The sequence below is a fragment of the Kitasatospora sp. NPDC059462 genome (assembly GCF_042749955.1).
In the GTDB taxonomy this organism is placed as follows: Bacteria; Actinomycetota; Actinomycetes; order Streptomycetales; family Streptomycetaceae; genus Kitasatospora.
Genome location: NZ_JBHYUU010000017.1, coordinates 10,078 through 35,191, shown reverse-complemented (window position 1 = coordinate 35,191; position 25,114 = coordinate 10,078). Strand labels below are relative to the sequence as shown.

General features: G+C 75.0%; 19 protein-coding genes. 4 read left to right on the top strand and 15 right to left on the bottom strand.

Annotation, left to right across the window (positions count from 1 at the left end; translation table 11 throughout):
- The first annotated feature begins 9 nt into the window (after window positions 1-9).
- The 3 genes from ACFXAM_RS07515 (at window position 10) to ACFXAM_RS07505 (ending at window position 3,367) form a co-directional block, all read left to right on the top strand.
- A complete protein-coding gene (locus ACFXAM_RS07515) occupies window positions 10-660 on the top strand; it encodes an amino acid ABC transporter permease (RefSeq protein ID WP_380288394.1) in 651 nt (216 codons plus the stop codon).
- A complete protein-coding gene (locus tag ACFXAM_RS07510) occupies window positions 657-1,508 on the top strand; it encodes an amino acid ABC transporter permease (RefSeq protein ID WP_380288392.1) in 852 nt (283 codons plus the stop codon). Before ACFXAM_RS07515 ends, ACFXAM_RS07510 begins: the two co-directional genes overlap by 4 nt.
- 134 nt (window positions 1,509-1,642) lie before the next feature.
- A complete protein-coding gene (locus ACFXAM_RS07505; protein WP_380288390.1) occupies window positions 1,643-3,367 on the top strand; it encodes an FAD-dependent monooxygenase in 1,725 nt (574 codons plus the stop codon).
- A gap of 54 nt (window positions 3,368-3,421) precedes the next feature.
- Here the strand turns inward: ACFXAM_RS07505 and rny are convergent, their stop codons facing one another.
- The 7 genes from rny to ACFXAM_RS07470 all read right to left on the bottom strand — a co-directional run bounded on the left by rny (window position 3,422) and on the right by ACFXAM_RS07470 (window position 11,263).
- On the bottom strand, window positions 3,422-4,861 hold the full coding sequence (gene rny, locus ACFXAM_RS07500; RefSeq protein ID WP_380288388.1) for a ribonuclease Y: 1,440 nt from the start codon (window positions 4,859-4,861) through the stop codon (window positions 3,422-3,424).
- A gap of 232 nt (window positions 4,862-5,093) precedes the next feature.
- Window positions 5,094-6,164: a regulatory protein RecX gene (locus tag ACFXAM_RS07495; RefSeq protein WP_380288386.1), complete on the bottom strand. Its 1,071-nt coding sequence runs from the start codon at window positions 6,162-6,164 to the stop codon at window positions 5,094-5,096.
- 4 nt (window positions 6,165-6,168) lie between these two features.
- Window positions 6,169-7,281 carry a recombinase RecA gene (gene recA / locus ACFXAM_RS07490; protein ID WP_380288384.1) on the bottom strand — a complete coding sequence of 371 codons (1,113 nt, stop codon included), beginning with the start codon at window positions 7,279-7,281 and terminating at the stop codon, window positions 6,169-6,171.
- A 200-nt stretch (window positions 7,282-7,481) separates the two neighbouring features.
- Complete coding sequence (locus tag ACFXAM_RS07485; protein ID WP_380288382.1) at window positions 7,482-8,759, bottom strand: AI-2E family transporter; 1,278 nt, start codon at window positions 8,757-8,759, stop codon at window positions 7,482-7,484.
- A 79-nt stretch (window positions 8,760-8,838) separates the two neighbouring features.
- Window positions 8,839-9,033 (bottom strand): DUF3046 domain-containing protein, encoded by a 195-nt coding sequence (locus tag ACFXAM_RS07480; protein WP_380288380.1) that lies wholly within the window; start codon window positions 9,031-9,033, stop codon window positions 8,839-8,841.
- Window positions 9,034-9,076: 43 nt separating this feature from the next.
- Complete coding sequence (locus tag ACFXAM_RS07475) at window positions 9,077-9,628, bottom strand: GNAT family N-acetyltransferase (RefSeq protein ID WP_380288378.1); 552 nt, start codon at window positions 9,626-9,628, stop codon at window positions 9,077-9,079.
- 54 nt (window positions 9,629-9,682) lie between these two features.
- A complete protein-coding gene (locus tag ACFXAM_RS07470) occupies window positions 9,683-11,263 on the bottom strand; it encodes a S8 family serine peptidase (RefSeq protein WP_380288376.1) in 1,581 nt (526 codons plus the stop codon).
- Between the two features lie 243 nt (window positions 11,264-11,506).
- Between ACFXAM_RS07470 and ACFXAM_RS07465 the strand changes: the two genes are divergently transcribed.
- On the top strand, window positions 11,507-16,192 hold the full coding sequence (locus ACFXAM_RS07465; protein ID WP_380288374.1) for an ATP-dependent helicase: 4,686 nt from the start codon (window positions 11,507-11,509) through the stop codon (window positions 16,190-16,192).
- A gap of 63 nt (window positions 16,193-16,255) precedes the next feature.
- On the opposite strand, the gene ACFXAM_RS07460 is transcribed toward ACFXAM_RS07465, so the two are convergent.
- The 8 genes from ACFXAM_RS07460 to ACFXAM_RS07425 form a co-directional block, all read right to left on the bottom strand.
- On the bottom strand, window positions 16,256-16,492 hold the full coding sequence (locus ACFXAM_RS07460) for a hypothetical protein (protein ID WP_380288372.1): 237 nt from the start codon (window positions 16,490-16,492) through the stop codon (window positions 16,256-16,258).
- Between the two features lie 100 nt (window positions 16,493-16,592).
- Window positions 16,593-16,961, bottom strand: a complete 369-nt coding sequence (locus ACFXAM_RS07455) for a helix-turn-helix transcriptional regulator (protein ID WP_350551437.1) — start codon at window positions 16,959-16,961, stop codon at window positions 16,593-16,595.
- A 382-nt stretch (window positions 16,962-17,343) separates the two neighbouring features.
- A complete protein-coding gene (locus ACFXAM_RS07450; RefSeq protein WP_380288370.1) occupies window positions 17,344-17,883 on the bottom strand; it encodes a CinA family protein in 540 nt (179 codons plus the stop codon).
- 94 nt (window positions 17,884-17,977) lie between these two features.
- Window positions 17,978-18,616: a CDP-diacylglycerol--glycerol-3-phosphate 3-phosphatidyltransferase gene (pgsA, locus tag ACFXAM_RS07445; RefSeq protein WP_380288368.1), complete on the bottom strand. Its 639-nt coding sequence runs from the start codon at window positions 18,614-18,616 to the stop codon at window positions 17,978-17,980.
- Window positions 18,613-20,085, bottom strand: coding sequence for a 30S ribosomal protein S12 methylthiotransferase RimO (gene rimO, locus ACFXAM_RS07440; RefSeq protein WP_380288366.1), 1,473 nt, complete (start codon window positions 20,083-20,085; stop codon window positions 18,613-18,615). The genes pgsA and rimO overlap by 4 nt, the downstream gene beginning before the upstream one ends.
- Window positions 20,086-20,181: 96 nt before the next feature.
- Window positions 20,182-21,054: a helix-turn-helix domain-containing protein gene (locus tag ACFXAM_RS07435; protein WP_380288364.1), complete on the bottom strand. Its 873-nt coding sequence runs from the start codon at window positions 21,052-21,054 to the stop codon at window positions 20,182-20,184.
- A 286-nt stretch (window positions 21,055-21,340) separates the two neighbouring features.
- Window positions 21,341-24,028 carry a DNA translocase FtsK gene (locus tag ACFXAM_RS07430; RefSeq protein WP_380288362.1) on the bottom strand — a complete coding sequence of 896 codons (2,688 nt, stop codon included), beginning with the start codon at window positions 24,026-24,028 and terminating at the stop codon, window positions 21,341-21,343.
- A gap of 122 nt (window positions 24,029-24,150) precedes the next feature.
- Window positions 24,151-24,789, bottom strand: a complete 639-nt coding sequence (locus ACFXAM_RS07425) for a response regulator (protein WP_380288360.1) — start codon at window positions 24,787-24,789, stop codon at window positions 24,151-24,153.
- Window positions 24,790-25,114: the final 325 nt, after the last annotated feature.

Below are 25,114 nucleotides of genomic sequence, written 5' to 3'. Positions count from 1 at the left end.
GGCCGCCGGATGGGCTTCCTGTTCGAGGACGGCAACTTCGCGCTGTTCCGCGACGGCTTCCTGCAGACGATCGAGCTGAGCGCGCTCAGCGCGCTGCTCGCCCTGCTGCTGGGCACCCTGCTGGCGGCCTTCCGGGTCTCCCCGATCCCGGTCCTGCGGGCCTTCGGCACCGGCTGGGTCACGCTCTTCCGCAACACCCCGCTGACCCTGCTGTTCTTCGCCGTGACCTTCGGCCTCCCGCCGCTCGGCGTGCACTTCAGCCACCTCACCTTCGCGGTGCTGGCGCTCGGCGGCTACACGGCGTCGTTCGTCTGCGAGGTGCTGCGCTCCGGCATCAACACGGTGCCGCTCGGCCAGGCCGAGGCCGCCCGCAGCCTGGGCATGACCTTCGGCCAGACGCTCACCCTGGTCGTCCTGCCGCAGGCCGCCCGCACCGTGCTGGCGCCGATGAGCAGCGTCTTCATCGCCCTGCCCAGGAACTCCGCGATCGCCGGCGCGTTCAGCGTCAGCGAGCTGTACAGCACCCAGCAGACCTTCTCGGAGCGCGGCTACTCGATCTTCGCGATCTTCTTCTGGGTGGCCTGCGCCTATCTGCTGATCAGCGCCGCCGTCTCCCTGCTGTTCCGCTTCCTCGAAGACCGACTGGCGGTGGCCCGATGAGCTCGCTGTTCAACCGCTCCGCCGCACCGGGCGTCCTCTACGACGCCCCCGGCCCGCGGGCCCGCGCCCGCTACCGGGTCTTCGGGGTGCTGTCGCTGATCGGCATCGCCGGGCTGCTCTGGTACGCGTACAGCGCGCTCAACGACAACGGCCAGTTCGACCCCGGGCTGTGGGACGCGTTCCAGTACACGACCATCCAGCAGCGGATCGTCGACGGCCTGCTCTCCACCCTGGAGGCCTTCGGGCTGGCCGCGGTGTTCTCGCTCGCGCTGGGCGCGCTGCTCGCCGCCGGACGGCTCTCCGACCACCGGCCCGTCCGCTGGGCGGCCACCGCCTTCGTCCAGTTCTTCCGGGCGATGCCGCTGCTGATCCTGATCGTCGCCCTCTACTACGCGTTCTTCGCCAAGCAGCCGATGTGGGCGCTGGTGCTCGGCCTCACCCTCTACAACGGCTCGGTGCAGGCGGAGATCATCCGCACCGGTGTGAACGCGGTGCCGCGCGGCCAGGGCGAGGCGGCGTACGCGCTCGGCATGCGCAAGACCCAGGTGATGACGACCATCCTGGTCCCGCAGGCGGTCCGCTCGATGCTGCCCTCGATGATCGGCCAGCTGGTCGTCACGCTCAAGGACACCTCGCTCGGCTTCGTCATCACCTACCACGAGCTGCTCTTCGTCGGTAAGGCCATCGCCAGCCAGCCGATCAACGCCGCGGGCTTCCCCTACATCCCCGTCGTCCTGGTGATCGGGCCGATCTACATCGCGATGTGCCTGCTGCTCACCGCGCTCGCCCGGTGGATCGAGGCACGCGGCCGGGGCGGCGCGAACCGGCGCACTTCATCTGCTGCTTGACGGACACGCAGGCGAACTGTTGCATTGCTGTTCGTGACACCATCCGGGAGCATCCACGCGGCATATGACGGCAGCCCGACGGCCGACCCGTGCTCCGGCCTCCGCGGCACCCGCCCGGGCCCGGAGGGTGCGTCATGGACCCGGTGATCGTGGTCGGGGCCGGGCCGGTCGGCCTGGCCCTGGCGCTCGCGCTCGCCCGGCAGGAAGTGCCGACCGTCGTCCTCGACGAGGGCTCCGGGCTCTGTCCCGAGAGCCCGCGCAGCGTCGTCCTCGGCACCGACACCGCCGCCTTCCTCACCAGGATCGGCTACCCCCGGGCGGTCGCCGACGCCGCCCGCTGGGACGCCTTCACCGTCTGGCGCCGCCGCCAGGAGGTGCTCCGGATCGACCTCGCCGACACCCCCGTGCTGCACCTGCCCCAGCACCGCCTGCAGCGCGGGCTGCAGGACGCCCTCACCGGCACCCCGCTGGTCAGGCTGGTCCCGCTCAGCCGGGTCACCCGGCTCGAACAGGACCGCGACGGCGTCAGCGTGCTCACCCGCAGCCCCAAGGACGGCACCGAGACCTGGTGGCGCGGCAGCCACCTGGTCGGCTGCGACGGCGCCCGCTCGGCCGTCCGCAAACTGCTGAAGATCCGCTTCCCCGGCCGGCCCGCCGTCGACCGCAGCGCCGTCGCGACCGTCCGGGTCGACCTGCCGTTCACCGAACCCCGGCTGCACCGCGAGCCGCCGTGGCGCGGCGACCGCGAGGCCACCGCCCGCCCGCTGCCGCACGGCGTCTGGCGGCTCGACTGGCGGCTGCCCCCGGGCCGGCCCGCGGTCACCGAACCGGTCGACCCGCACGCCACCTGGCCCGGCATCGTCACCGGCGACACCCTGCTCACCCGGGTCACCGCCACCCTCGCCGGCTGGTGCGGCGAACTCCCGACGTTCGACCTGCTCGCCGCCGCCGACCACACCGCCCAGCAGCGGCTGGCCGCCCGGTTCCGGGTCGGCCGCTGCTTCCTGGCCGGCGACGCCGCCCACCTGCACGGCGCGCTCGGCATGCAGAACCTCGCCGACGGCCTGCGCGACGCCGACAACCTGGCCTGGCGGCTCGCCCTCGCCTGGCACCTCCACTCCGGCGGCCCGCAGCCCGGCGGCTCCCTGCTCGACGGCTACGAGGCCGAGCGGCGCGGCGCGGTCGGCGCCCGGCTGCGCGCCGTCGACCAGTCCATGCCGCTGCTGCGCCCGCTGCGCGGCTGGGCGCAGACCCGGCGCTCGCTGTTCACCGGCTCGTTCCGCAAGCACGCGCCGCTGCTCGCCGACGGCCACCTCGGCACCGGACGCTTCGGCGGCGCCCCCGCCTACCCGGCCGCCCCCTCCGGCGTGCCCGGGCGGGTCCCGGTCCAGCGCGGCACCCGCAGCGCCACCTCGCTCAGCGAACTGCTGCCCGCCACCGCGCCCGGCGTGCTCGTCCCGGACCTGCCGGTGCTGGCCACCGACGGCACCCCGGACCAGCTGCACGCCCGGCTCGGCTCCGGCTTCCTGCTGCTGCTGGTCGCCCCCGGCACCGCCGTGTGGTCCGCGGAACACTGGCTGGGCGCCGGGCTGATGCCCCGGCTGGCCGAGGTCGCCGCCGCGCTGCCGGTGCCGGCCGAGGTCCTGGTCACCGAGGCCTACCCGGGCGCCGGCCCGCACACCGTGCTGCTGATCCGGCCCGACGGCCACCTGGTCGGGGTCACCCAGGGCGTGGACGGCGAGGACCTCCAGGAACTGGCCGACCGGGCCCGCGGCGGCCCTGCCTCGCTGACCGGCGGACCCGAGCCGGAGCCGCCGGCCGCCCAGCCGGCCGGGGCCCAGGGCGCCGAGGCGCCGTAGCGCGGCTCCGTCCTGCGTCCGAGCCCCCGTCGGGCGGCTTCCGCCGGGCTCGCCCTACCGGGCCACCTCGGTGACCCGGCTCTCCCGGACCACCGTGACCCGGATCTGGCCCGGGTAGGTCAGCTCCTGGGCGACCTGCTTGGCGACCTCCCGGGCGATCACCTGCGCCCCGAGGTCGTCCACCACCTCGGGGCGGACCATCACCCGCACCTCCCGGCCGGCCTGCATCGCGTAGACGTCCGCCACGCCGTCGTGCGCCCGGGCGATCTCCTCCAGCCGGGCCAGCCGGCGCACGTACGTCTCCAGGGACTCCTTGCGGGCGCCCGGCCGGCCGCCCGAACAGGCGTCGGCGGCCTGCACCAGCACCGCCTCCACGGTCTGCGGCTCCACCTCGCCGTGGTGCGCGGCGATCGCGTGCACCACGTCCGCCGGTTCGTCGTGCCGCCGGGCGAAGTCCGCGCCGACCGCGGCGTGGCTGCCCTCGACCTCGTGGCTCAGCGCCTTGCCGATGTCGTGCAGCAGCGCCGCGCGCCGCACCGGCTCCGGGTCCACCCCGAGTTCGGCGGCCATCATCCCGGCCAGGTGCGCCGACTCCACCAGGTGGCCGAGCACGTTCTGCCCGTACGAGGCCCGGTAGCGCAGGGTGCCCAGGGTGCGGACCAGCTCCGGGTGCATGCCGCCGATCCGGGTCGCGAGCAGCGCGTCCTCACCGGCCCGCACGCAGCGGCGTTCGACCTCCGCGCGGCTGCGCGCATGGACGTGCTCGATCCGCAGCGGGTGGATCCGGCCGTCCTCGACCAGCTGTTCCAGGGTGAGCCGCGCGGTCTCCCGGCGGACCGGGTCGAAGCAGGAGAGCTGCACCACCGCCGGGGTGTCGTCGATGATCAGATTGACGCCGGTGACGGCCTCGAAGGTCTTGATGTTGCGGCCCTCGCGCCCGATCACCCGGCCCTTCATCTCCTCGGTGGGCAGCCGGAACACCGACACCGCGGTCTCCGCGGTCTGCTCGGCCGCCAGCCGCTGGATCGCCCCGGCCACGATGGCCCGGGCCCGTTGCTCGCCCTCCTCCCGGGCGGCGCGCTCGATCTCCCGGACGGCGACCGCCGCCGCGCGGTGGGCCTGCGCCTCGGCCGTGCGCACGAGTTCGGCACGGGCCTGGTCCGCGGAGAGCCCGGCGGTCCGCTCCAGCTCGGCCGCCCGGCGGCGGACCAGTTCCTCCGCCTCGTCCCGGGCGCGCGCCACCTCGGCCGACCGCTCGGCCAGTTCGCCCTCGCGGACCCGCAGCCGGTCGAGCTCGCCCGTCAACCACTCCTCGCGACGGTCGAGTTCGGCGCGCAGGCGGTCCGCCTGCCGCTCGGTCTCCCGCCGGGCCCGCTCGGCCTCGGCGGCGGCCCGGCGCTGCGCGCCGCGCAACCGCCGGGCCAGCAGCCAGGCGGTCACCAGGGCCACCAGCACGGCCGCCGCCAGCAGGGAGGCGGCCGGTCCTGCGCTCACCGCGATCCTCATGCTGCCCACTCCCCGTCCCACCGCGGCACGCCGCCCGGGACCGTCGCGCGCCAGGCCCCGAACCGCCCGGTCGCAGGCATGACCGGGAGCGCGGCCGGGGGTGGCCGAGGGATGATCGAGGTGCTCCCGCACTGAGTGCGAGGCTAAGCGCGGGTTACGAAACGGTCAAGACTGGCCAGGCAGTTGACCAACCCTCGGGTAACCTCCGGTGACCCGGGCGTCAGTCCTCGTACGCCGTGTCCCCGTACGCCGCGTCCTGGTCCGAAGCCCCCGCCTCCTCCTCGTCCAGCGCCTCCCGGACCACCCGGAAGGCCAGCCCTTCGGAGTAGCCGCGACGGGCCAGCACGCCGACCAGCCGACGGGTGCGGGTCTGGCGCTCCAGGCCCCGGGTGGTCCGCAGCCGGCGCTCGACCAGCGCGCGGGCGGCCTCGGTCTCGTCGTCCGGGTCGAGCTGGGCGAGGGCCCGCTCGGCGAGCTCCCCGGCGATCCCCTTGGTCCGCAGCTCCTGCGCCAGCGCGCGCCGGGACAGACCCCGGACGCTGTGCCGGGACTCCACCCAGGCCGCGGCGAAGGCCGCGTCGTCGATCAGCCCGACCTCCTCCAGCCGGGTCAGCACCTCCTCGGCGACCTCGTCCGGGATCTCCCGCTTGCGCAGGGCGTCGGCGAGCTGTTTGCGGGACTTCGCCGCGCCGGTGAGCAGGCGCAGGCAGATGTCCCGGGCCCGGGTCTCCGGGTCGGCCGGTTCCTCGGCCCGGCCGCGCCGGGAGGCCCCGGCGGCCCGCTCCGGGAGACCGCCGCCGTCCGCGTCGTCCGCGGTGTCCGCGCCGTCCGTACCGGCCGCACGGTCCGCGGCGGCCGCGCCGCGCCGGGTGCGTCCGGGTCGCCGCGCCGGTCGCTCCTGCGGGAATGCCGGGGCGGAGGCGGCCGCACCCCCGTGACCGGCCGCTCCCGCCCCGTCGTCCCCGTCGCCCTCACCGGCCGGCCGGCCGGGGGGCTGCTCCGCCGCCAGCGCCGAGCGCCGCCGGCGCCGGCCCGAGGGCAGCTCGGAGGCGGAGACCAGTCCGAGCTCCCCGACGTCCGCCGGGCGTGCCGCGGGCCGTCGCGCGGGCCGGGCGCGCTCCGGCGCGGCCGTCCGCGCGGACCCGCGCGCCCGTCCTGGGCGCGGGCCGCGCTCCGGTACGGACCCGGGTTCCGGTACGGCCTGCGGTGCCGGGTCCGCCACGGCCGCGAACCAGTCGGGCGGCCCGTGGTCGTCGTCCTCCGGGCCGGCCGGCCCACTGTGCTGCGTCAACGGTTCAGGCCTTGGCGGCCGCCGCGGTCTTCTTCGCCGCGGCCGTCTTGGCGGCGGTCGCGGTGATCGGCTTGGCGGCCGCGCCCTCGGCGGCACCCGCCGCCTCGGCCGGCTCCTCCACCTTCGGGCCGATGCCGAGCTTGCCCTTGATCTTCCGCTCGATCTCGTCGGCGAGCTGCGGGTTGTCCCGCAGGAAGTTGCGGGCGTTCTCCTTGCCCTGGCCGAGCTGGTCGCCCTCGTAGGTGTACCAGGCGCCCGACTTGCGGATGAAACCGTGTTCGACGCCCATGTCGATCAGGCCGCCCTCGCGGCTGATGCCCACGCCGTAGAGGATGTCGAACTCGGCCTGCTTGAACGGCGCGGCGACCTTGTTCTTCACGACCTTGACGCGGGTGCGGTTGCCGACCGCCTCGGTGCCGTCCTTCAGGGTCTCGATCCGGCGGATGTCCAGGCGGACCGAGGCGTAGAACTTCAGCGCCCGGCCACCGGTCGTGGTCTCCGGCGAGCCGAACATCACGCCGATCTTCTCGCGCAGCTGGTTGATGAAGATCGCAGTGGTGTTCGACTGGTTCAGCGCACCGGCGATCTTCCGCAGCGCCTGGCTCATCAGCCGGGCCTGCAGACCGACGTGCGAGTCGCCCATCTCGCCCTCGATCTCCGCGCGCGGGACGAGCGCCGCGACGGAGTCGATGATCACCAGGTCGATCGCGCCGGAGCGGATCAGCATGTCGGTGATCTCCAGCGCCTGCTCACCGGTGTCCGGCTGGCTGACCAGCAGGGCGTCGGTGTCCACGCCGAGCTTCTTGGCGTACTCCGGGTCGAGGGCGTGCTCCGCGTCGACGAAGGCGACCGTGCCGCCGGCCTTCTGGGCGTTGGCCGCCAGGTGCAGGGTCAGCGTCGTCTTGCCGGAGGACTCGGGGCCGTAGATCTCGATCACCCGGCCGCGCGGGATGCCGCCGACCCCGAGGGCGACGTCCAGGGCGGTGGACCCGGTGGAGATCACCTCGACCGGCTCGTTGGCCTTCTCACCGAGGCGCATCACCGAGCCCTTGCCGAACTGCCGCTCGATCTGGGCGAGCGCCGTCTCAAGGGCCTTCTCGCGGTCCGTACCTGCCATGGCTTCCACCCTCGGGTTCTGTGCTGTGCGCTTCATCGTCCTCGACGCTAGCGCGTCCCACCGACAATCGGCTCCGACCCGGCTCTGCCTGGGGAGAACTCTGCGCCGGAGAGTACAAAGAACAAGTGTTCGAATCAAGCCCGGCCCGTTCGAGCCGTGATCGCCCCGGGCCGGACCGCCGCCCGCGGAGGCCGTTCCGGCTACCGCCGGTCCGAGTCCCCGCCGACCATCCGCCGCAGCCGGCGCGCCGCCTCCCGGCGCAGCTCCCGCCGCTGCCGGCGCTGCTCGCCGCGGTCGACCCGCGGGTCGGTCACCTCGTAGCGCCGGACGTACGTGCCGACGAAGCCCTGCAGGGTGGCCGCCGCCGGGATGGCGATCAGCGCGCCGACCCCGCCGAGCAGCGCCGCGCCGGCGATCACCGCGCCGAACGCCACCGCCGGGTGCACGTCCACCGTCTTCGCGGTGATCCGCGGATGCAGCAGGTAGTTCTCGATCTGCTGGTAGACGGTCACGAACACCAGCACCCAGAGCGCGTCCACCGGCTCGTCGGTGGTGAGCGCCACCAGCACCGGAAGCGCCCCCGCCAGATAGGTGCCGATGGTCGGCACGAACTGCGACATGACGCCGACCCAGACCGCCTGCGCGGCCGCGTACGGAAGGTCCAGCAGGGCGAACATCACCCAGTGCGCGAGCGCCGAGGCGACCGCGAGCAGGGCCCGGGAGTAGAGGTAGCCGCCGGTCTTGGCCAGCGCGATCTCCCAGGCCCGCAGCACCTCGGCCTGCTTGGCGGGCGGCAGCATCGAGCAGACGGTCCGCCGCACCCGGGGGCCGTCGGCGGTGAAGTAGAAGGTGAAGAGGCCGACCGTGAACGCCTGGAACAGCCCGCCGATCAGGGTCGAGGAGACGCCCCAGACGTTGTCCGCGGCCTGCTGGGCGTAGGTCTCGATCGCCCCGGAGTCCTTGAGCAGCTTCTTCTGCAGCTCGTCCAGCGAGAGTTCCTGGTGGAAGGTGCTGTTGATCCAGGTGATCAGGTTGTCGAGCAGGTGCGGGAGGTCGCTCGCGATCTTCGCCACCTGGTCGACCAGCAGGGTGCCGAGCGCGGTCAGGAAGCCGCCGACGGCGATCGCCACCGCCACGAAGACCAGGAAGGTGCCGACCCCGCGGCGCACCCCGCGGGCGGCCATCCGGTCCACCGCCGGCTCCAGCGCCAGTGACAGGAAGAAGGAGACCAGCAGCATCACGAAGAGGTCGATCAGCTCGTGGAAGGCCCAGTCGGCGAGCTGGAACAGCCCGACCATGACCAGCGCCAGCACCATCGCCCGGGGCAGCCAGCGCGGCATCCCGGAACCCCAGAGGCCGTCCCCCGCGGTGCGGGCCGGCGGCGGTCCGGGCGGCGGGGAGGCGGGCGTAGGGCCCGCGGCCTCGTCGGCGACCTGCGCCGACCTGTCCGAATTCTGCTGTTCTGCACTGCTTGCCACCCGCACAGTCTGACCCATGCCCGACGCGCGTTCGAGTATCGGGCGGGGGTCGCCGTACGGCGGCCGGGGCCGGACCGGGTCAGCGGAGCACGGAGGAGACGCCCTGGGTGTCGCAGACCACCCGCCAGACGTCCTTGGCCTCCCAGCCCGCCTCCAGCGCCTGGCGGACCGTCCGTCCGCCGAGCTCGCTCATCACGTGGTCGCTCGCGAAGGACTCCGCGTACCCCTCGCCGAAGTGCGCGTACATCCGCCGCCAGAACTCCGTCAGCCTCATGCCCCCCAGTATCCCGGACCGCCCGGCACGGCCGCCCCGCCCGCTACGGGTGCCAGTCGCCCGCCGTCACGGCGTACTCGACCTCGCCGTGCTCGGTGCCCGGGATCGGATCCGGGTGGTCCTCGTGGAAGGTCCGCACGTACGAGAGCCCGGACTTCTCCATCACCCGCCGCGAGCCGCGGTTGACCGCCATGGTGTACGCCACCACCCGCTCGACGCCGAGCCCGGTGAAGCCCCGGCGGATCAGCGCCCGGGAGCCCTCGGTCGCGTAGCCCCGCCCCCAGGCCGGGCGGCGCAGCCGGTAGCCCAGCTCGACCTCGGTGCGGTCGCCGGCCGGCGGCCGGAACTCGAACCAGCCGAGGAAGGCCCCGCCGGCCCGCTCCTCGGCGGCCCACCAGCCGAGGTCGCCGTAGCGCCGGTAGTGGTCGAGGTAGAGCGGCAGCAGGGCGGACTCCACCACCTCGCGCGGGGTGGGCCGCCCGCCGGTGAGGTAGCGGGTGACCTCCGGGTCGGCGTCCAGTTCGACGAGGGCGTCCACGTCGTCGGCGGTGAAGCGGCGCAGCACCAGCCGCTCGGTGGTGAGGAAGACGTCCATCCGCCGATCCTCGCCCGTCCGCCCCGGTCCGTCACCCGGTTTTCCCGGCCCCGCTCAGCGCGGCAGGACGAGCGCCCCGGCGCCCGCGTACTCGTGGTCGGCGCAGGCGTGCGGGCCCGGCGGGCAGGCGGCGTCCGCGGTGGTGGCCAGCAGGGCGGCGAGCCGGTCGGAGTCCCAGTCCGGGTGCAGCGCGGCGGCCACCGCGACCGCGCCGGTGACGTGCGCGGCGGCCATCGAGGTGCCGGCCAGCGCGGCGTACCGGCCACCGGGCCAGTCGGAGACCACCGCCCCCTGCGAGCCGCCGTCCGGGTCCCCGCCGGGGGCGGCCAGCGAGACCCGGCCGCGCCCGTGGTTGGTGTAGGCGGACGGGCGGCCGTCGCGGTCGACGGCGGTCACCGTGACCACGCCGGGCAGTTCCCCGGGCAGCCGGACGCACTCGGGGCCCAGGGAGCGGGACTGCGGCGCTCCGGTGGTGCGGTCGTTGGGGCTGCGCTCGTCGGTGCGGACGGCGCCGAGGTCCTGCGCGTCGTTGCCGGCCGAGGCGACCACCACCGCGCCCCGCCGGCGGGCGTAGTCGACGGCCCGGCCGACGGCGGCGGTCAGCGCGGCCTGGTCGGGGTCGTCGGGGCAGTTGTACTTCCAGGGGTCGGCGAAGTAGCTGTTGTTGATCGCCCGGGCGCCGTGGTCGGCGGCCCAGAGCAGGCCGCAGACGATGTTCTCGGCGTAGTACTGGCCGAGCGGGCCGAGCAGCCGGACGGCGGCGATCCGCACCCCGGGGGCGACCCCGCTGACGCCGCGGCCGTCCCGGGCGGCGCCGACGATCCCGGCGACGTGCGTGCCGTGACCGCTCTCGCCGACCCCGCTGTCGGGGCGCCAGGAGCCGGTGCGGCCGTCGGGGCGGCCGTCGGCGCAGGAGGCGGAGCTCCTCGGGTCGACGGCGGCCCGCAGGTCGGGGTGGGTGTCGTCGACGCCCGAGTCGAGGACGGCGACCAGCACCTTGCGCAGGGCCGCGGCGCCGGGGGCGTCCGGGGCGCGCGGCGGACCGGGGGCGGTGTCGGCGACGCCGAGCAGCGCGAGGTTCCAGGCGTCGCGCTCGCGCGGGTCGGGGACCGTGGCGGTGCTGTCGTCCCCGCCGTCCCCGCCGTCCCCGCCGTCCCCGCCGCCGGGTCCGCGGGGGCCGCCCGCGCGGTCGCCGCCGTCCGTCCCGGTCCGGAAGTCCCCGGCGCCGTCCACCGACCGGGGCGGTCCCGGCACCGGCGAGGTGCGGGTGGCGCCGACCGCCGCCACGCCCGGCCGCCCGCGCACCCGCTCCGCGAATCCCCCGGCGGCGTACGCGAGCACCGCCCCGATCTGCGGGTACTCCTGGACGACCTGCCCGCCGGCCGCGCGGGCCTCCTGCGCGGCGCGCCCGGCCCCGTCGGGATCCGCCCGCTCGGCGAGGACCAGGTAGCTGAGGTAGGCCCGCCCCGGCCCGGCGACGTACGGCACGGCGCCTCCGGCGACCAGCGCGGTGAGCAGCATCGCGAGCACGACGCGCAGCGGCCCCCGGCCGCGGCGCCGGGCGCCCCCGGCCGGACCGGCCACCCGCAGGGGGACCGGGACGGGACCGCGGCCGGACGGGTCCGCCTGTGCCATGGCACGGTCTCCGCTCGTCGGGCCCGGCGGCCGCACCGGGGCGGCCGGCCGCGGGAGGGCTGGTCTTCACAGGGGCATCACAATGACTGAATCATCACCATATGATCCGCTTGTCCGTTCTGCCTTCCCGATTGCCCCGAACGGCCAACGCCCCGGCCGACCTGCCCCGGCCGACCGCGCCCGGACGGCCGCCGCCCCCGCCGGACCCGCCCCCTTGTCGGTGCCACCCGGCACCATGGGGGCATGGCGACCGCGCACCCGACCCCCTCCCCGGCCGACCCGACGGCCGGCTTCGCCCCCGCCACCCGGGCCTGGTTCGGCGGCGCCTTCTCCGCGCCCACCTCCGCCCAGGCCGAGGCCTGGCGCGCCATCGCCCGGGACAACGACGTCCTGGTGGTCGCCCCCACCGGCTCCGGCAAGACCCTCGCCGCCTTCCTGTCCGCCCTGGACCGGCTCAGCAGCACCCCGCCCCCCGCCGAACCCGGGCGCCGTTGCCGGGTCCTCTACATCTCCCCGCTCAAGGCCCTCGCGGTGGACGTCGAGCGCAACCTCCGCGCCCCGCTGACCGGCCTGCGCCAGGCCGCCGTCCGGCTCGGCCTGCCCGAACCCGACGTCCGGGTCGCCATCCGCTCCGGCGACACGCCCGCCGCCGACCGCCGCCGCTTCGCCACCCATCCGCCGGACATCCTCATCACCACCCCCGAGTCGCTCTTCCTGCTGCTCACCTCCGCCTCCCGGGACGCCCTGCGCGGCATCGACACGGTGATCCTGGACGAGGTGCACGCCGTCGCCGGCACCAAGCGCGGCGCCCACCTCGCGCTCTCCCTGGAACGGCTGGACGAACTGCTCGACCGCCCGGCCCGCCGGATCGGCCTGTCCGCCACCGTCCGCCCGGTCGAGGAGGTGGCCCGCTTCCTCAGCCCCGGACGCGGCGCCGAGGTGGTCCAGCCGCCCGCCGCCAAGGAGTTCGACCTCTCGGTCGTCGTCCCCGTCCCGGACCTCGACGACCTGCCCGCCGCCCCCGCCGCGGCCGGCGCCGCCGACGACGACCCGCAGCGCCAGTCGTCCATCTGGCCGCACGTCGAGGAGCGGATCGTCGACCTCGTCCAGGCCCACCGCTCGACCATCGTCTTCGCCAACTCCCGGCGCCTCGCCGAACGGCTCTGCAACCGGCTCAACGAGATCGCCCACGAACGCGCCACCGGCGCCGCGCTGCCCGAGGCGCACGCCCCCGCCCTGCTGATGGGCGGCTCCGGCGCCGCCAGGGGCGCCCCGGCGGTGATCGCCCGCGCCCACCACGGCTCGGTCTCCAAGGAACAGCGCGCCCTGGTCGAGGAGGAGCTCAAGGCCGGCCGGCTGCCCGCCGTGGTCGCCACCTCCAGCCTGGAGCTGGGCATCGACATGGGCGCCGTCGACCTGGTGGTCCAGGTGGAGTCCCCGCCCTCGGTCGCCTCCGGCCTCCAGCGGGTCGGCCGGGCCGGCCACCAGGTCGGCGCCGTCTCCACCGGCGTCGTGTTCCCCAAGTACCGGGGCGACCTGGTGCAGTCCGCCGTGGTCACCGAACGGATGCGGGCCGGGCGGATCGAGGCGCTGCGCATCCCCCGCAACCCGCTCGACGTGCTCGCCCAGCAGCTGGTCGCGATGACCGCGATGGACACCTGGCAGGTCGACGAACTGCTCACCACCGTCCGCCGGGCCGCGCCGTTCGCCACCCTCCCGCAGTCCGCGTTCGACGCCGTGCTCGACATGCTGGCCGGCCGCTACCCCTCGGACGCCTTCGCCGAGCTGCGCCCCCGGCTGGTCTGGGACCGCGTGGCCGGCACCGTCAGCGGCCGCCCCGGCGCCCAGCGGCTCGCCGTCACCTCCGGCGGCACCATCCCCGACCGCGGCCTGTTCGGCGTCTTCATCGCCGGCGCCGATCCCAAGAAGGGCGGCGGCCGGGTCGGGGAGCTGGACGAGGAGATGGTCTACGAGTCCCGGGTCGGCGACGTCTTCACCCTCGGCACCACCTCCTGGCGGATCGAGGACATCACCCACGACAAGGTGCTGGTCACCCCCGCCCCCGGCGTCCCCGGGCGGCTGCCGTTCTGGAAGGGCGACAGCCTCGGCCGCCCGCTCGAACTCGGCCGTGCCCTCGGCGCCTTCACCCGCGAACTCGGCGCGCTCGACCCGCAGACCGCCACCGCCCGGCTGAAGCAGGCCGGCCTGGACGACTGGGCCGCCGGCAACCTGCTCGACTACCTCGCCGAGCAGCGCGCCGCCTGCGGCCACCTCCCCGACGACCGCACCATCGTGGTCGAACGCTTCCGCGACGAGCTCGGCGACTGGCGGATCGTCGTGCACTCCCCCTTCGGCGCCCAGGTGCACGCCCCCTGGGCACTCGCCCTCGCCGCCCGGCTGCGCGAGAAGCACGGCCTCGACCCCCAGGTGATGCACGCCGACGACGGCATCGTGCTCCGGCTCCCGGACGCCGACCTGCTGGCCCCCGACTTCGACTTCGCGAGCCCCACCGACCGGCCGGTCACCGACGACGCCCCGGTCGGCGCCGACGCCGCCCTGTTCGACCCGCAGGAGATCGAACAGCTGGTCACCGACCAGGTCGGCGGCTCCGCGCTGTTCGCCTCCCGCTTCCGCGAGTGCGCCGGGCGCGCCCTGCTGCTCCCCCGCCGCAACCCCGGCAAGCGCACCCCGCTCTGGCAGCAGCGCCGGCGCGCCGCCCAACTGCTGGAGGTCGCCGCCGAGTACGGCTCCTTCCCGATCGTGCTGGAGGCCGTCCGCGAGTGCCTCCAGGACGTCTTCGACGTCCCCGGCCTGGTCGAGCTGATGGGGGACCTCGAATCCCGCGCCGTGCGGCTGGTCGAGGTCACCACCCCCGAGCCCTCCCCGTTCGCCCGCTCCCTGCTCTTCGGGTACGTCGCCCAGTTCCTCTACGAGGGCGACTCCCCGCTCGCCGAACGCCGCGCCGCCGCGCTCTCGCTCGACTCCCGGCTGCTGTCCGAACTCCTCGGCCAGGCCGAACTGCGCGAACTGCTCGACCCGCAGGTCCTCGCCGACCTGGAGGCCGAGCTCCAGCGGCTCACCCCCGAACGCCGGATCAAGGACGCCGAGGGCGTCGCCGACGCGCTGCGCCTGCTCGGCCCGCTCGGCGAGGCCGAGCTGACCGCCCGCGGCGCCGAACCCCTCTGGGCCCTGGAGCTGGAGGCCGCCCGCCGGGTGATCCAGGTCCGGATCGCCGGCGACCAGCGCTGGGCCGCCGTCGAGGACGCCGGCCGGCTGCGCGACGCCCTCGGCACCCCCCTGCCGGTCGGCGTGCCGGAGGCCTTCACCGAACCCGTGAAGGACCCGCTGGGCGACCTGCTCGCCCGGCACGCCCGCACCCACGGCCCGTTCACCGCCGCCGAGGCCGCCGCCCGCTTCGGCCTGGGCTCCGCCGTGGTCACCGGCACCCTGCACCGCCTCACCGCCACCGGCCGCCTGGTCCAGGGGGAGTTCCGGCCGGTCGAGGGCCACACCGCCACCGTCGAGTGGTGCGACGCGGACGTCCTGCGCCGCCTGCGCCGCCGCTCACTGGCCGCACTGCGCCAGGAGGTCGAACCCGTCCCGCCGCGCGCCCTGGCCGCCTTCCTCCCCCAGTGGCAGCACCTGGCCGGCCACCGGCTGCGCGGCCCGGACGGCCTGCTCCGGGTCGTCGAACAGCTCCAGGGCACCGCCCTGCCCGCCTCCGCCCTGGAGAAGCTGGTCCTCCCGGCCCGGCTCGCCGACTACTCCCCCGGCCTGCTGGACGAACTGACGGCGGCCGGCGAGATCGGCTGGGCCGGCGCCGGGGCCCTGCCCGGCAAGGACGGCTGGATCAGCCTGCACCTGGCCGAGAACGCCCACCTGCTGCGCCCCGAACCGGTGCCGCCCACCGTCACCCCGGTGCACACCGCGCTGCTGGAGGCACTGAGCGGCGGCTACGGGCTGTTCTTCCGCCAGTTGGTCGCCCAACTGCCGCAGACGCCCGAGGCGGAGGTCGTCGAGGCCCTGTGGGACCTCGTCTGGGCCGGGTACGTCAGCAACGACACGCTGGCCCCGCTGCGCGCCCTGCTCGGCTCCGGCCGGACCGCCGGCGCCACCGCCCACCGGGCACCCCGGGCCACCCCGCGCGGCCGCTTCGGCGGCGCCGGACGCCCCTTCGGCCGGCCCGGCGGCACGCTGCGCGGCGGCCCGCCGACGGTCGGCGGCCGCTGGTCGCTGCTGCCCCCGTTCGCCGCCGACCCGACCGTGCGGGCCACCGCCCAGGCGCAGAACCTGCTGGACCGGCACGGGCTGCTCACCCGGGGCGCGGTCGCCGCCGAGCGGATCCCGGGCGGCTTCGCCGGGGTCTACCGGGTGCTCGCCGCCATGGAGGAACGCGGTCGCACCCGCCGGGGCTACTTCGTCGAGGGGCTGGGCGGCGCCCAGTTCGCCATGGAGGGCGCGGCCGACCGGCTGCGCTCGGTCAGCGGACGGCTGGAGCGGGCCCGGGGCGCCGAGTGGCCGGCCGCGCCGTCCGCCGAGCCTCCGCAGGCCCTGGTGCTGGCCGCCGCCGACCCGGCCAACGCCTACGGCGCCGCCCTGCCCTGGCCCGAGCCGCCCGCAGGCTCCGCCGAGGCGGCGGGCAAGGCGCACCGGCCCGGCCGGAAGGCCGGCGCCCTGGTGGTGCTGGTCGACGGCGAGCTGTGCCTGTACGTCGAGCGCGGCGGCAAGTCGCTGCTGGCCTGGGTGCAGGACGAGGCCACCCTCGCCGCGGCGGCCGAGGCGCTGGCCGGGGCGGCCCGGGCGGGGGCGCTGGGCAGCGTCACCGTCGAGCGGGCCAACGGAGCGCCGGCCCTCGGCTCGGCGCTCGGCACCGCGCTGGAGCAGGCGGGCTTCCACGCCACCCCGCGCGGTCTGCGGCTGCGCCCCTGAGCCGTCGGGAGGACGACGAGGGCCGTGGGACCGATCGGTCCCACGGCCCTCGTCCGCGTCGTGTCACCCGGCCGGAGGTTCGGCCTCCCACCGCGGCTCCGCCCGGGCCGGCTCACCCGCCCGGCGTCGCACCGGCCCGGTGGACCGCCAGTCGGCGTGGACCGGGATCAGCCCGAGCCCCCAGCCGCCGGCCGCCAGCAGGCCCAGCACGGCCCCGCCGGGCAGGCTCCCGGGTCCGGCCGTCAGCCACCAGCCGAGCCCGCACGCCAGGAGCACCAGGAACCCCAGGGCCCGCCGCACCCGCCGGGACCGTATTCGGGCCCCGGCACACGTCGCCGCCGCACTGCGCACGACCGCCTCCTTCGCTCAACCGGGCCGCAGGGCCCGTACCGAGGCCAGGTCAGGCGGCGACCACGTCCATCGCGGCGGCCTTGGGCGACATGTTCGCCCGGTCGGTGCCGGGGGCCGGCAGCGGAACCGGTTCGAGCACCGGCCTCAGCAGTTCACCTTCGGAGAGGGTGGCCATCGCCGCAAGTTCGGCGAGCGACAGTTCGTCGCTGACCTCGCGCATGACCTCGGACATCCGGACGTCGAGCGCGTCGCAGATGGCGGAGAGCAGCTCCGAGGAGGCCTCCTTCTGTCCCCGCTCGACCTCGGAGAGGTATCCGAGCGAAACCCTGGCGGCCGCCGACACCTCGCGGAGTGTGCGGCCCTGGCGCTGGCGCTGCCGACGCAGTACATCGCCCAGTAGGCGACGGAGCAGGATCATCGGTGCCTCCCTCCTCGGACTGCGGATCGAGATGTCACGCCCCCACCGTACCGCCTTGCCCGCTTCGCGTGCGGGGACCATGGTCGTGTTCACTCTGGGCTGCAAGGCTGTCCCCTCCCCAACTTCGGTGTCGCACCCGGGTCCGCGGGCACCTCGTCGTACCCTCCGGGCGGCACTCGGCCACCGCCACGCCACTCGTTCGCCACCTGGTTTCTGCCCAACCAGGCCCTCCGATGTAACACGATCCTCCAGGTGTGCGATGCCCGCACGCCAGTTCGGCAGATCTCGGTTCGGTGGAGATCTCGGCGGGCGGCCCCGGCGGAGGCCGGGGAGCGGGTGACGGGTGGCTGGCGGGGCGGACGGCGACGGGGCGGACGACGGCTCAGTGCGCGGGCGTACCGGACGGGAGCCGCCCGACGAGCAGCTCCAGAGCGGCGGTCACCGCCCTGTGACGGATTGTGGCACGCTCTCCCGACAACCGTGGCGAACTGACCAGAGTTCCCCCCGGACCGGCGACGGCGAGGTGTACCGTGCCGACCGGCTGCCCGTCCTGGGGTTCCGGGCCGGCCACCCCGGTCGTCGCGACCCCGTAGGTCGCCCCGAGCAACTGGCGCACGCCCTCGGCCATCTGCCGCGCCACCACCGGGTGGACCGGGCCGTGGACGTCCAGCAGCCCCTCGTCGACGCCGAGCACCGAGGCCTTCAGCTCGGTCGCGTAGGCGGTCACCGAGCCCCGGAAGGTCGCGGACGCCCCGGGGACGTCCACCAGCGCGGCCGCCAGCAGCCCGCCGGTCAGCGACTCCGCGACCGCCACCGTGCCGCCCCGGGCCCGCAGCGCGGCGTGCGCCCGCTCGGCCAGCCCGTAGTCGCCCCGCCCTTCGCCCCGCCCCTGCTCCGGGCCGGCCTCGGATCCAGCACCCATCCGGTGTCCCTCCCTCGCGCTGCCCGGGCCCGCCCCGGGGTCCCCGCCATTGTGCGCGGCCCGGGGACCGCCCGGGGCCGGCATCCGCGCGGTTTCACCCCTGCGGGCGTTGCGCGGCCAGCCCCTCCCGGCGCAGGCGCAGCGCCTGGCCCACGTAGTCCAGCGCGGTGCCGATGGTCAGCACCACCGCGACGCCCATCAGCACGGCCCGGGCGGTGGCCAGCCAGCCGGTCAGCTCCAGGACGTACATGCCGACGGCGATGCCCTGGGTGAGCGTCTTGAGCTTGCCGCCCCGGCTCGCCGGGATCACCCCGAAGCGGATCACCCAGAACCGCATCAGCGTGATGCCGAGCTCCCGGGCCAGGATCACCACGGTGATCCACCACGGCAGGTCGCCCAGCACCGACAGCCCGATCAGCGCCGCGCCCATGATCGCCTTGTCGGCGATCGGGTCGGCGATCTTGCCGAAGTCGGTGACCAGGCCCTTGCGCCGGGCCAGCTCGCCGTCGAACAGGTCGGTGATCATCGCGATCGCGAAGGAGGCCCAGGCCACCGAGCGCCACTTGGGGTCGTGGCCGCCCTCGGCGAAGAGCAGGCCGACGAAGACCGGGACCAGCAGCAGCCGGACCATGGTCAGCATGTTCGCGATGTTCCAGATCCCCGGCGCCGGGGGCACCGCGGCCGCCGGTCTGCCCGGGTGGGCCGCGGTCGGGGCGCCGGGCCCCTGGGTCATGCCCCGGCTCCCGGTGCCCGGCGGACCCGCACCTGCTCCAGCGCCTCGGCGACGAGGTCGACGCCCTCGCTGGCGACGACCTTGGCCCGGTAGAACCGCCCGACCTCGGCGTCCTCGACGCCGGTGAGCGTGGTGAGGCCGTCCGTCTCGGGCGCCTGGTGGGCGGCGCGGCCCTCGACCAGGTCGCCGTCGACCGACTCGACCAGCACCTCGACCTCGGTGCCGATCCGCTGCTCGGCCCGCTGGGCGGTCATCTCCTCGGCGAGCCTGCTGAGCCGGGTCAGCCGGTCGGCGACCACGTCCTCGGGCAGCTTGTCGCCGTACGTCGCGGCCTCGGTGCCCTCCTCGTCGGAGTAGCCGAAGACGCCGATCGCGTCCAGCCCGGCGTGCGTGACGAAGCGCTCCAGCTCGGCGAAGTCCTCCTCGCTCTCGCCGGGGAAGCCGACGATGAAGTTGGACCGGGCGCCGGCCTGCGGGGCCTTGTCGCGGATGGTCTTCAGCAGCTCCAGGAACTGGTCGGTGGAGCCGAAGCGGCGCATCCGGCGCAGCACGGCCGGCGCGGAGTGCTGGAACGACAGGTCGAAGTAGGGCAGCACGCCCTCGGTGCCGGTCATCGCGTCGATCAGCCCGGGGCGCATCTCGGCGGGCTGCAGGTAGGAGACCCGGACCCGCTCGACGCCGTCGATCCCGGCGATCTCGCCGAGCAGGGTCTCCAGCAGCCGGATGTCGCCGAGGTCCTTGCCGTACGAGGTGTTGTTCTCGCTGACCAGGACGACCTCGCGGACGCCCTGCCCGGCCAGCCACTGGGCCTCGTGCAGCACGTCGGAGGGGCGGCGGGAGATGAACGAGCCGCGGAAGGCCGGGATGGCGCAGAACGAGCAGCGCCGGTCGCAGCCGGAGGCGAGCTTGACCGAGGCGACCGGGCTGTCGTCCAGGCGCTTGCGCAGGGTGCGCGGCCCGGAGGCGGGCGCGAGGCCCTCCGGAAGGTCCTCGGGGGCGCCGTGGCCGGGCAGCGCGACCTCGGTGGCGGCGGCCTGGCGCTCGACGGGGCTCAGCGGCAGCAGCTTGCGGCGGTCGCGCGGGATGTGCGGGGCGTGGTGGCCGCCGGACAGGATGGTCTGCAGGCGGTCGGAGATGTCGGCGTAGTCGTCGAATCCGAGCACGCCGTCGGCCTCGGGCAGCGCGTCGGCGAGCTCCTTGCCGTAGCGCTCGGCCATGCAGCCGACCGCGACCACGGCCTGGGTGCGGCCGTGGTCCTTGAGGTCGTTGGCCTCCAGCAGGGCGTCGACGGAGTCCTTCTTGGCGGCCTCGACGAAGCCACAGGTGTTGACGACGGCGACGTCGGCGTCGGCGGCGTCGTCCACGAGCAACCAGCCGTCGGCTTCCAGTCGCCCGGCGAGTTCCTCGGAGTCCACCTCGTTGCGGGCGCATCCGAGCGTGACAAGGGCGACAGTACGGCGTTCAGGCATAGGGCCAAGATTAACGCGCGACCGCCGGAGCCGTTCGCCCCGGAGGGCGTGCTCGCCCTCCGGCCGGTTCCGCCCGGGGGCGGCCGGCCCCGCCGATCAGCCCGCCTGCGGGTCGCCGGGGGTGTACGTGACGTGCACCACCTGGCCGCTCTTGCCCGCCGGGCCGAGGTCCTTGCCGTTGACGTACACGTGCACGGCGCCCGCGTTGCCGATCACCAGCTTGATCTGCTTGGGGTCGGTGAAGGTCTGGTCCTGGCCTTCCTCGATGTTGTTCTGGAACAGCGACTTCCCGGCGCCGTCCACCGCCGAGACCCAGCTGGTGTCCTTCTCGGCGACCAGCTTCACGGTGACCTTGTCGGCCGGGGCGGCGGCGATCGCCGGGGCGCTGGGCGCCGGGGCGGGCGGCTGCACGGCCGGGGTGGCGGCGGGGGCCGCCGGGGCGACCGAGCCGGTGCCGGAGCCGGAGGGCAGCGGGGCGCTGGCCGAGCCGGTGGTGCCGGTCCCGGTCTTGCCGTTCACCAGGTTGAAGCCGATGATCCCGACCACCGCGACGATCGCGGCGACCATCGCCACCGTCCAGTTCGGCCGGCCCCGGCCGGGGACCTTGATCGGGCCGCTCTCGATCAGCTCGGTGGGCCGCTTGGAGGCCGGCGAGCCGCCGTGCGCGGCGTCGTAGCGGGCCACCAGCGCCTCGCCGTCGACGCCGACCAGCCGGGCGATCGCGCGGATGTGGCCGCGGGCGTAGAAGTCGCCCCCGCACCGGCCGAAGTCGTCCTCCTCGATGGAGTGCACGATCGGCACCCGGACCCGGGTGGCACTGCTCACCTGATCCACCGTGAGTCCGGCCGCGATCCGGGCGGCGGACAGCACCCGGCCGATGCTCGGGGCATCGGCCGCCGGTTCCGCGGCGCCGGTGGGCGGGGCGGGGGTCGGGGCGTTCTCGCGGTCGGGGGACTTGCCGATGGTCACGGTGCACGCCTTTCGAGCGGTGGGCCACCTGCTGGGGAACAGTCTAGGGGCGCGGGCGGATCGTTTCTCAAGCGGAACAGGCCCGAATGCGCTCGGCCGCCCCGGCCCGGGGCCGGGCGTGCACTGACCGCCCGTCAGTGCGGGGGGCCGCCGTCCCCGGAGCCCCCGCACCGCCGCCCGCGCGTCCGGTGTCGCTCATGGGACGCGGTGCGCACCCGATCGGTTCCGTACCCGGCCGCCTACCCCCCTCCGGCCGGGTGAACACCCGTCAACGGTCACGGCCGCCTCAGCCGCGGATGGAGACGATCACCCCGTCCAGCTCCTCCGGCTTCACCAGGACGTCGCGGGCCTTGGAGCCCTCGCTCGGACCGACGATGCCGCGCGACTCCATGAGGTCCATCAGCCGCCCGGCCTTGGCGAAGCCCACCCGCAGCTTGCGCTGGAGCATCGAGGTGGAGCCGAACTGGGTGGAGACGACCAGCTCGGCCGCCTGGATCAGCAGCTCCAGGTCGTCGCCGATCTCCTCGTCGATCTCCTTCTTCGGCCCGCCGCCGACCATCACGTCGTCCCGGTAGACGGCGGACAGCTGGTCCTTGCAGTGCTTGGCCACGGCGGCGATCTCGGCCTCGGTGACGAACGCGCCCTGCATGCGGATCGGCTTGCTGGCGCCCATCGGCAGGAACAGCGCGTCACCCTTGCCGATCAGCTTCTCGGCGCCGGGCTGGTCCAGGATGACCCGGGAGTCGGCCATCGCCGAGGTGGCGAAGGCGAGCCGGGAGGGCACGTTGGCCTTGATCAGACCGGTGACCACGTCGACCGAGGGCCGCTGGGTGGCCAGCACCAGGTGGATGCCGGCCGCGCGGGCGAGCTGGGTGATCCGGACCACCGAGTCCTCGACGTCGCGCGGGGCGACCATCATGAGGTCGGCCAGCTCGTCGACGATCACCAGCAGGTACGGGTACGGCGTCAGCTCGCGCTCGCTGCCGAGCGGCGGGGTGACGGTGCCGGCCCGGACCGCCGCGTTGAAGTCGTCCACGTGCCGGAAGCCGAACGCGGCGAGGTCGTCGTAGCGCATGTCCATCTCGCGGACCACCCACTGGAGGGCCTCGGCGGCCTTCTTCGGGTTGGTGATGATCGGCGTGATGAGGTGCGGGATGCCCTCGTAGGCGGTCAGCTCGACCCGCTTGGGGTCGACCAGCACCATCCGCACCTCGTCCGGGGTGGCCCGGGCGAGGATCGAGGTGATCAGGCAGTTGATGCAGGACGACTTGCCGGCGCCGGTCGCGCCGGCCACCAGGATGTGCGGCATCTTGGCGAGGTTGGCCATCACGGTGTGGCCCTCGACGTCCTTGCCCATGCCGACGACCATCGGGTGGGTGTCCTCGGCGGCGGTGCGCGAGCGCAGCAGGTCGCCGAGGTTGACCATCTCGCGGTCCCGGTTGGGGATCTCGATGCCGACCGCGGACTTCCCCGGGATCGGGCTGATGATCCGCACGTCCGGGCTGGCCACCGCGTAGGCGATGTTCTTGGCGAGCGCGGTGATCCGCTCGACCTTGACCGCGGGGCCGAGCTCGACCTCGTAGCGGGTGACCGTCGGGCCGCGGGTGAAGCCGGTCACCCGGGCGTCCACCTTGAACTCGGAGAAGGTCCCGGTGAGCTGGGCCACCACCTCGTCGTTGAGGGCGCTGCGGGCCTTGGCGGGGCCGCCGCGCTCCAGCAGGTCGAGCGAGGGCAGGGCGTAGGTGAGGCCCTCCGCGAGCTGGAGCTGCTCCATCCGGACCGGCGCGGGGCCGTGCTCCTCGGGCGCGCCGGCGCCGGCGCCGCCGGTGCGGGCGGCCGGGACGGCGGCCTCCTCCGGCGGGGCGGTGCGGTCCTGCACCTGGTGCATCATGTCCGCCACCGCCGAGGAGGCGGGCACGCCGTAGACCAGCGCGCCGTCCAGGTCGGCGGCGGCGCCGGCGGCGAGGTTGCGGGTGGTGTACGGGTCCAGGGGCTCCTTGGCGAACATGTCCGGCTCGTCCGCGGGCGCCTCGTCGGGCTTGCGCCTGCGGCGGCGCCGACGGGCGGCCACCTCGTCGGAGGGGTCGTCACCGTCCGTGTCCACGGTGAACGGCAGCGCGGCGGGGTCGGCGTCCTCGGGGGGTTCGTTGGAGAGTTCGCGCTCCGGCGCACGCCCCTCGGCGAGGTCCTGCGGTCCGGGTTCGACCACGCCCAGCCGGACACCGACCGCGCGCATCCGCTCGGGGATCCGGTTGACCGGGGTGGCGGTGGTGACGAGCAGGCCGAAGAAGGCCAGGAGCAGGAGCAGCGGCACCGCGAGGGCCGGCCCGGCGGCGGCCATCATCGGGGTGGACGCGGCCCAGCCGATGATCCCCCCGGCCGTCCTTATCCGGGTCGCGCCGCTGCCCATCACGGGCGCGCCGCAGCCGATGTGGACCAGGCCGAGCACGCCGACCAGCAGGGTGGTCAGGCCGATCATGATCCGGCCGTTGGCCTCCGGCAGCTCCGGGTGGCGCATCAGCCGGATCGCGACGGCCGCCAGCAGGAACGGCACCAGCACGTCGAGCCGGCCGAACAGGCCGGAGACCACGTTGGTGGCCGCCTCGCCCAGCCAGCCCTGCGGGCTGAACCAGGTGCCGGCGGCGGTGACCAGCGCCAGCGCGAGCAGCAGCAGGCCGAGGCCGTCCTTGCGGTGCGCCGGGTCCAGGTTCTTCGCGCCGTCGCCGAAGCCCCGGAAGACCGCGCCGATCGCGTGCGCCGCGCCGAGCCAGACGGCGCGCACGGCGCGCAGGAGTACCGGCCGGGGGGCGGGGGGCGGTGCGGCGGCCTTCCTGGCCGCGGTCTTCTTCGCCGGGGCGGCCTTCTTCGCGGCCGCCTTCTTGGCGGGCGGCTTGGCCGGAGCCTTCGCCGCGGCCTTCTTGGACGGTCCCGGACTCGAATTGCGTGCCGCGCTTCCGGGCGTACGTGTGGCCATGGGTCAGCAGCCTACCGGGGCGCACGAGCTGTGCCCACGTCGTGCGACCGGGGTCCGGAACGTGTCGCCGACACACCGTCACCCCGTCCGGGTTCACCCGGACGGGCGAACCGGGACCGCGCTCAGTCCGTGCCGGGGCGCAGCGCGTCCAGCGCGCGCCGCAGACCGGCCAGCTTGCGCTCCAGGTGCGCCGCGGTGGCCGCCGCACCGCCGTCCTCGGTGCCGTCCAGCTGCTTGGTCAGCGACTCGGCCTGCTCCTCGACCGCCGCCAGCCGGGCCGACAGCTCGCCGAGCAGCGCGCCGCCGATGGCCGGCTCGTTGCCGCTCGCCTCCAGTTGCAGCCGCAGCAGCGCGGCCTGCTCCTTCAGCTGGCAGTTCTTCATGTAGAGGTCGACGAAGACGGAGACCTTGGCGCGCAGCACCCAGGGGTCGAACGGCTTGGAGATGTAGTCCACCGCGCCGGCCGCGTAGCCGCGGAAAGTGTGGTGCGGACCGTGGTTGATCGCGGTCAGGAAGATGATCGGGATGTCCCGGGTGCGCTCGCGGCGCTTGATGTGGGCGGCGGTCTCGAAGCCGTCCATCCCGGGCATCTGGACGTCCAGCAGGATCACCGCGAAGTCGTCGGTGAGCAGCGCCTTGAGCGCCTCCTCGCCGGACGCCGCCCGGACCAGGGTCTGGTCCAGCGCCGAGAGGATCGCCTCCAGCGCCAGCAGGTTCTCCGGCCGGTCGTCGACCAGGAGGATCTTCGCCTTCTGCATCACGACGCGCCCTCCTGTCGCCTGCCTACCTGGGGAAGGCACCCGCGTACTGCCCACCACTACCCCGGTCATGCTAGCCGCACCCCCTCGCCCGGCACATCGCTCCGTCGCGTCCGGATCCGGAGCGGCGCGCAGTCAGTGCACCGGCGTACGCTCACCAGCGAGTCGCCACTCGGTCACTGTTCGCAACGATCGGTGACCCTACCGGGTTCCCGGCCCTCCCCGCCAGCAAACCGCCCGCCCCACCGGCGTGGGGGGGCGGGAGGGAGGGGCGGCAAGCAGACACCCAGCACAGGACAGGCAAAAAAATGGACTGGGGGGGGGAGCA

Bases quoted from the DNA above. Each gene is read 5' to 3' on its own strand.
- ACFXAM_RS07470 (WP_380288376.1), bottom strand. From the start codon at position 11,263: ATGGCACAGGCGGACCCGTCCGGCCGCGGTCCCGTCCCGGTCCCCCTG.
- rimO (WP_380288366.1), bottom strand. From the start codon at position 20,085: ATGCCTGAACGCCGTACTGTCGCCCTTGTCACGCTCGGATGCGCCCGC.
- ACFXAM_RS07505 (WP_380288390.1), top strand. From the start codon at position 1,643: ATGGACCCGGTGATCGTGGTCGGGGCCGGGCCGGTCGGCCTGGCCCTG.
- recA (WP_380288384.1), bottom strand. From the start codon at position 7,281: ATGGCAGGTACGGACCGCGAGAAGGCCCTTGAGACGGCGCTCGCCCAG.
- ACFXAM_RS07475 (WP_380288378.1), bottom strand. From the start codon at position 9,628: ATGGACGTCTTCCTCACCACCGAGCGGCTGGTGCTGCGCCGCTTCACC.
- ACFXAM_RS07450 (WP_380288370.1), bottom strand. From the start codon at position 17,883: ATGGGTGCTGGATCCGAGGCCGGCCCGGAGCAGGGGCGGGGCGAAGGG.
- ACFXAM_RS07515 (WP_380288394.1), top strand. From the start codon at position 10: ATGGGCTTCCTGTTCGAGGACGGCAACTTCGCGCTGTTCCGCGACGGC.
- ACFXAM_RS07510 (WP_380288392.1), top strand. From the start codon at position 657: ATGAGCTCGCTGTTCAACCGCTCCGCCGCACCGGGCGTCCTCTACGAC.
- ACFXAM_RS07480 (WP_380288380.1), bottom strand. From the start codon at position 9,033: ATGAGGCTGACGGAGTTCTGGCGGCGGATGTACGCGCACTTCGGCGAG.
- ACFXAM_RS07430 (WP_380288362.1), bottom strand. From the start codon at position 24,028: ATGGCCACACGTACGCCCGGAAGCGCGGCACGCAATTCGAGTCCGGGA.
- pgsA (WP_380288368.1), bottom strand. From the start codon at position 18,616: ATGACCCAGGGGCCCGGCGCCCCGACCGCGGCCCACCCGGGCAGACCG.
- ACFXAM_RS07455 (WP_350551437.1), bottom strand. From the start codon at position 16,961: ATGATCCTGCTCCGTCGCCTACTGGGCGATGTACTGCGTCGGCAGCGC.
- ACFXAM_RS07465 (WP_380288374.1), top strand. From the start codon at position 11,507: ATGGCGACCGCGCACCCGACCCCCTCCCCGGCCGACCCGACGGCCGGC.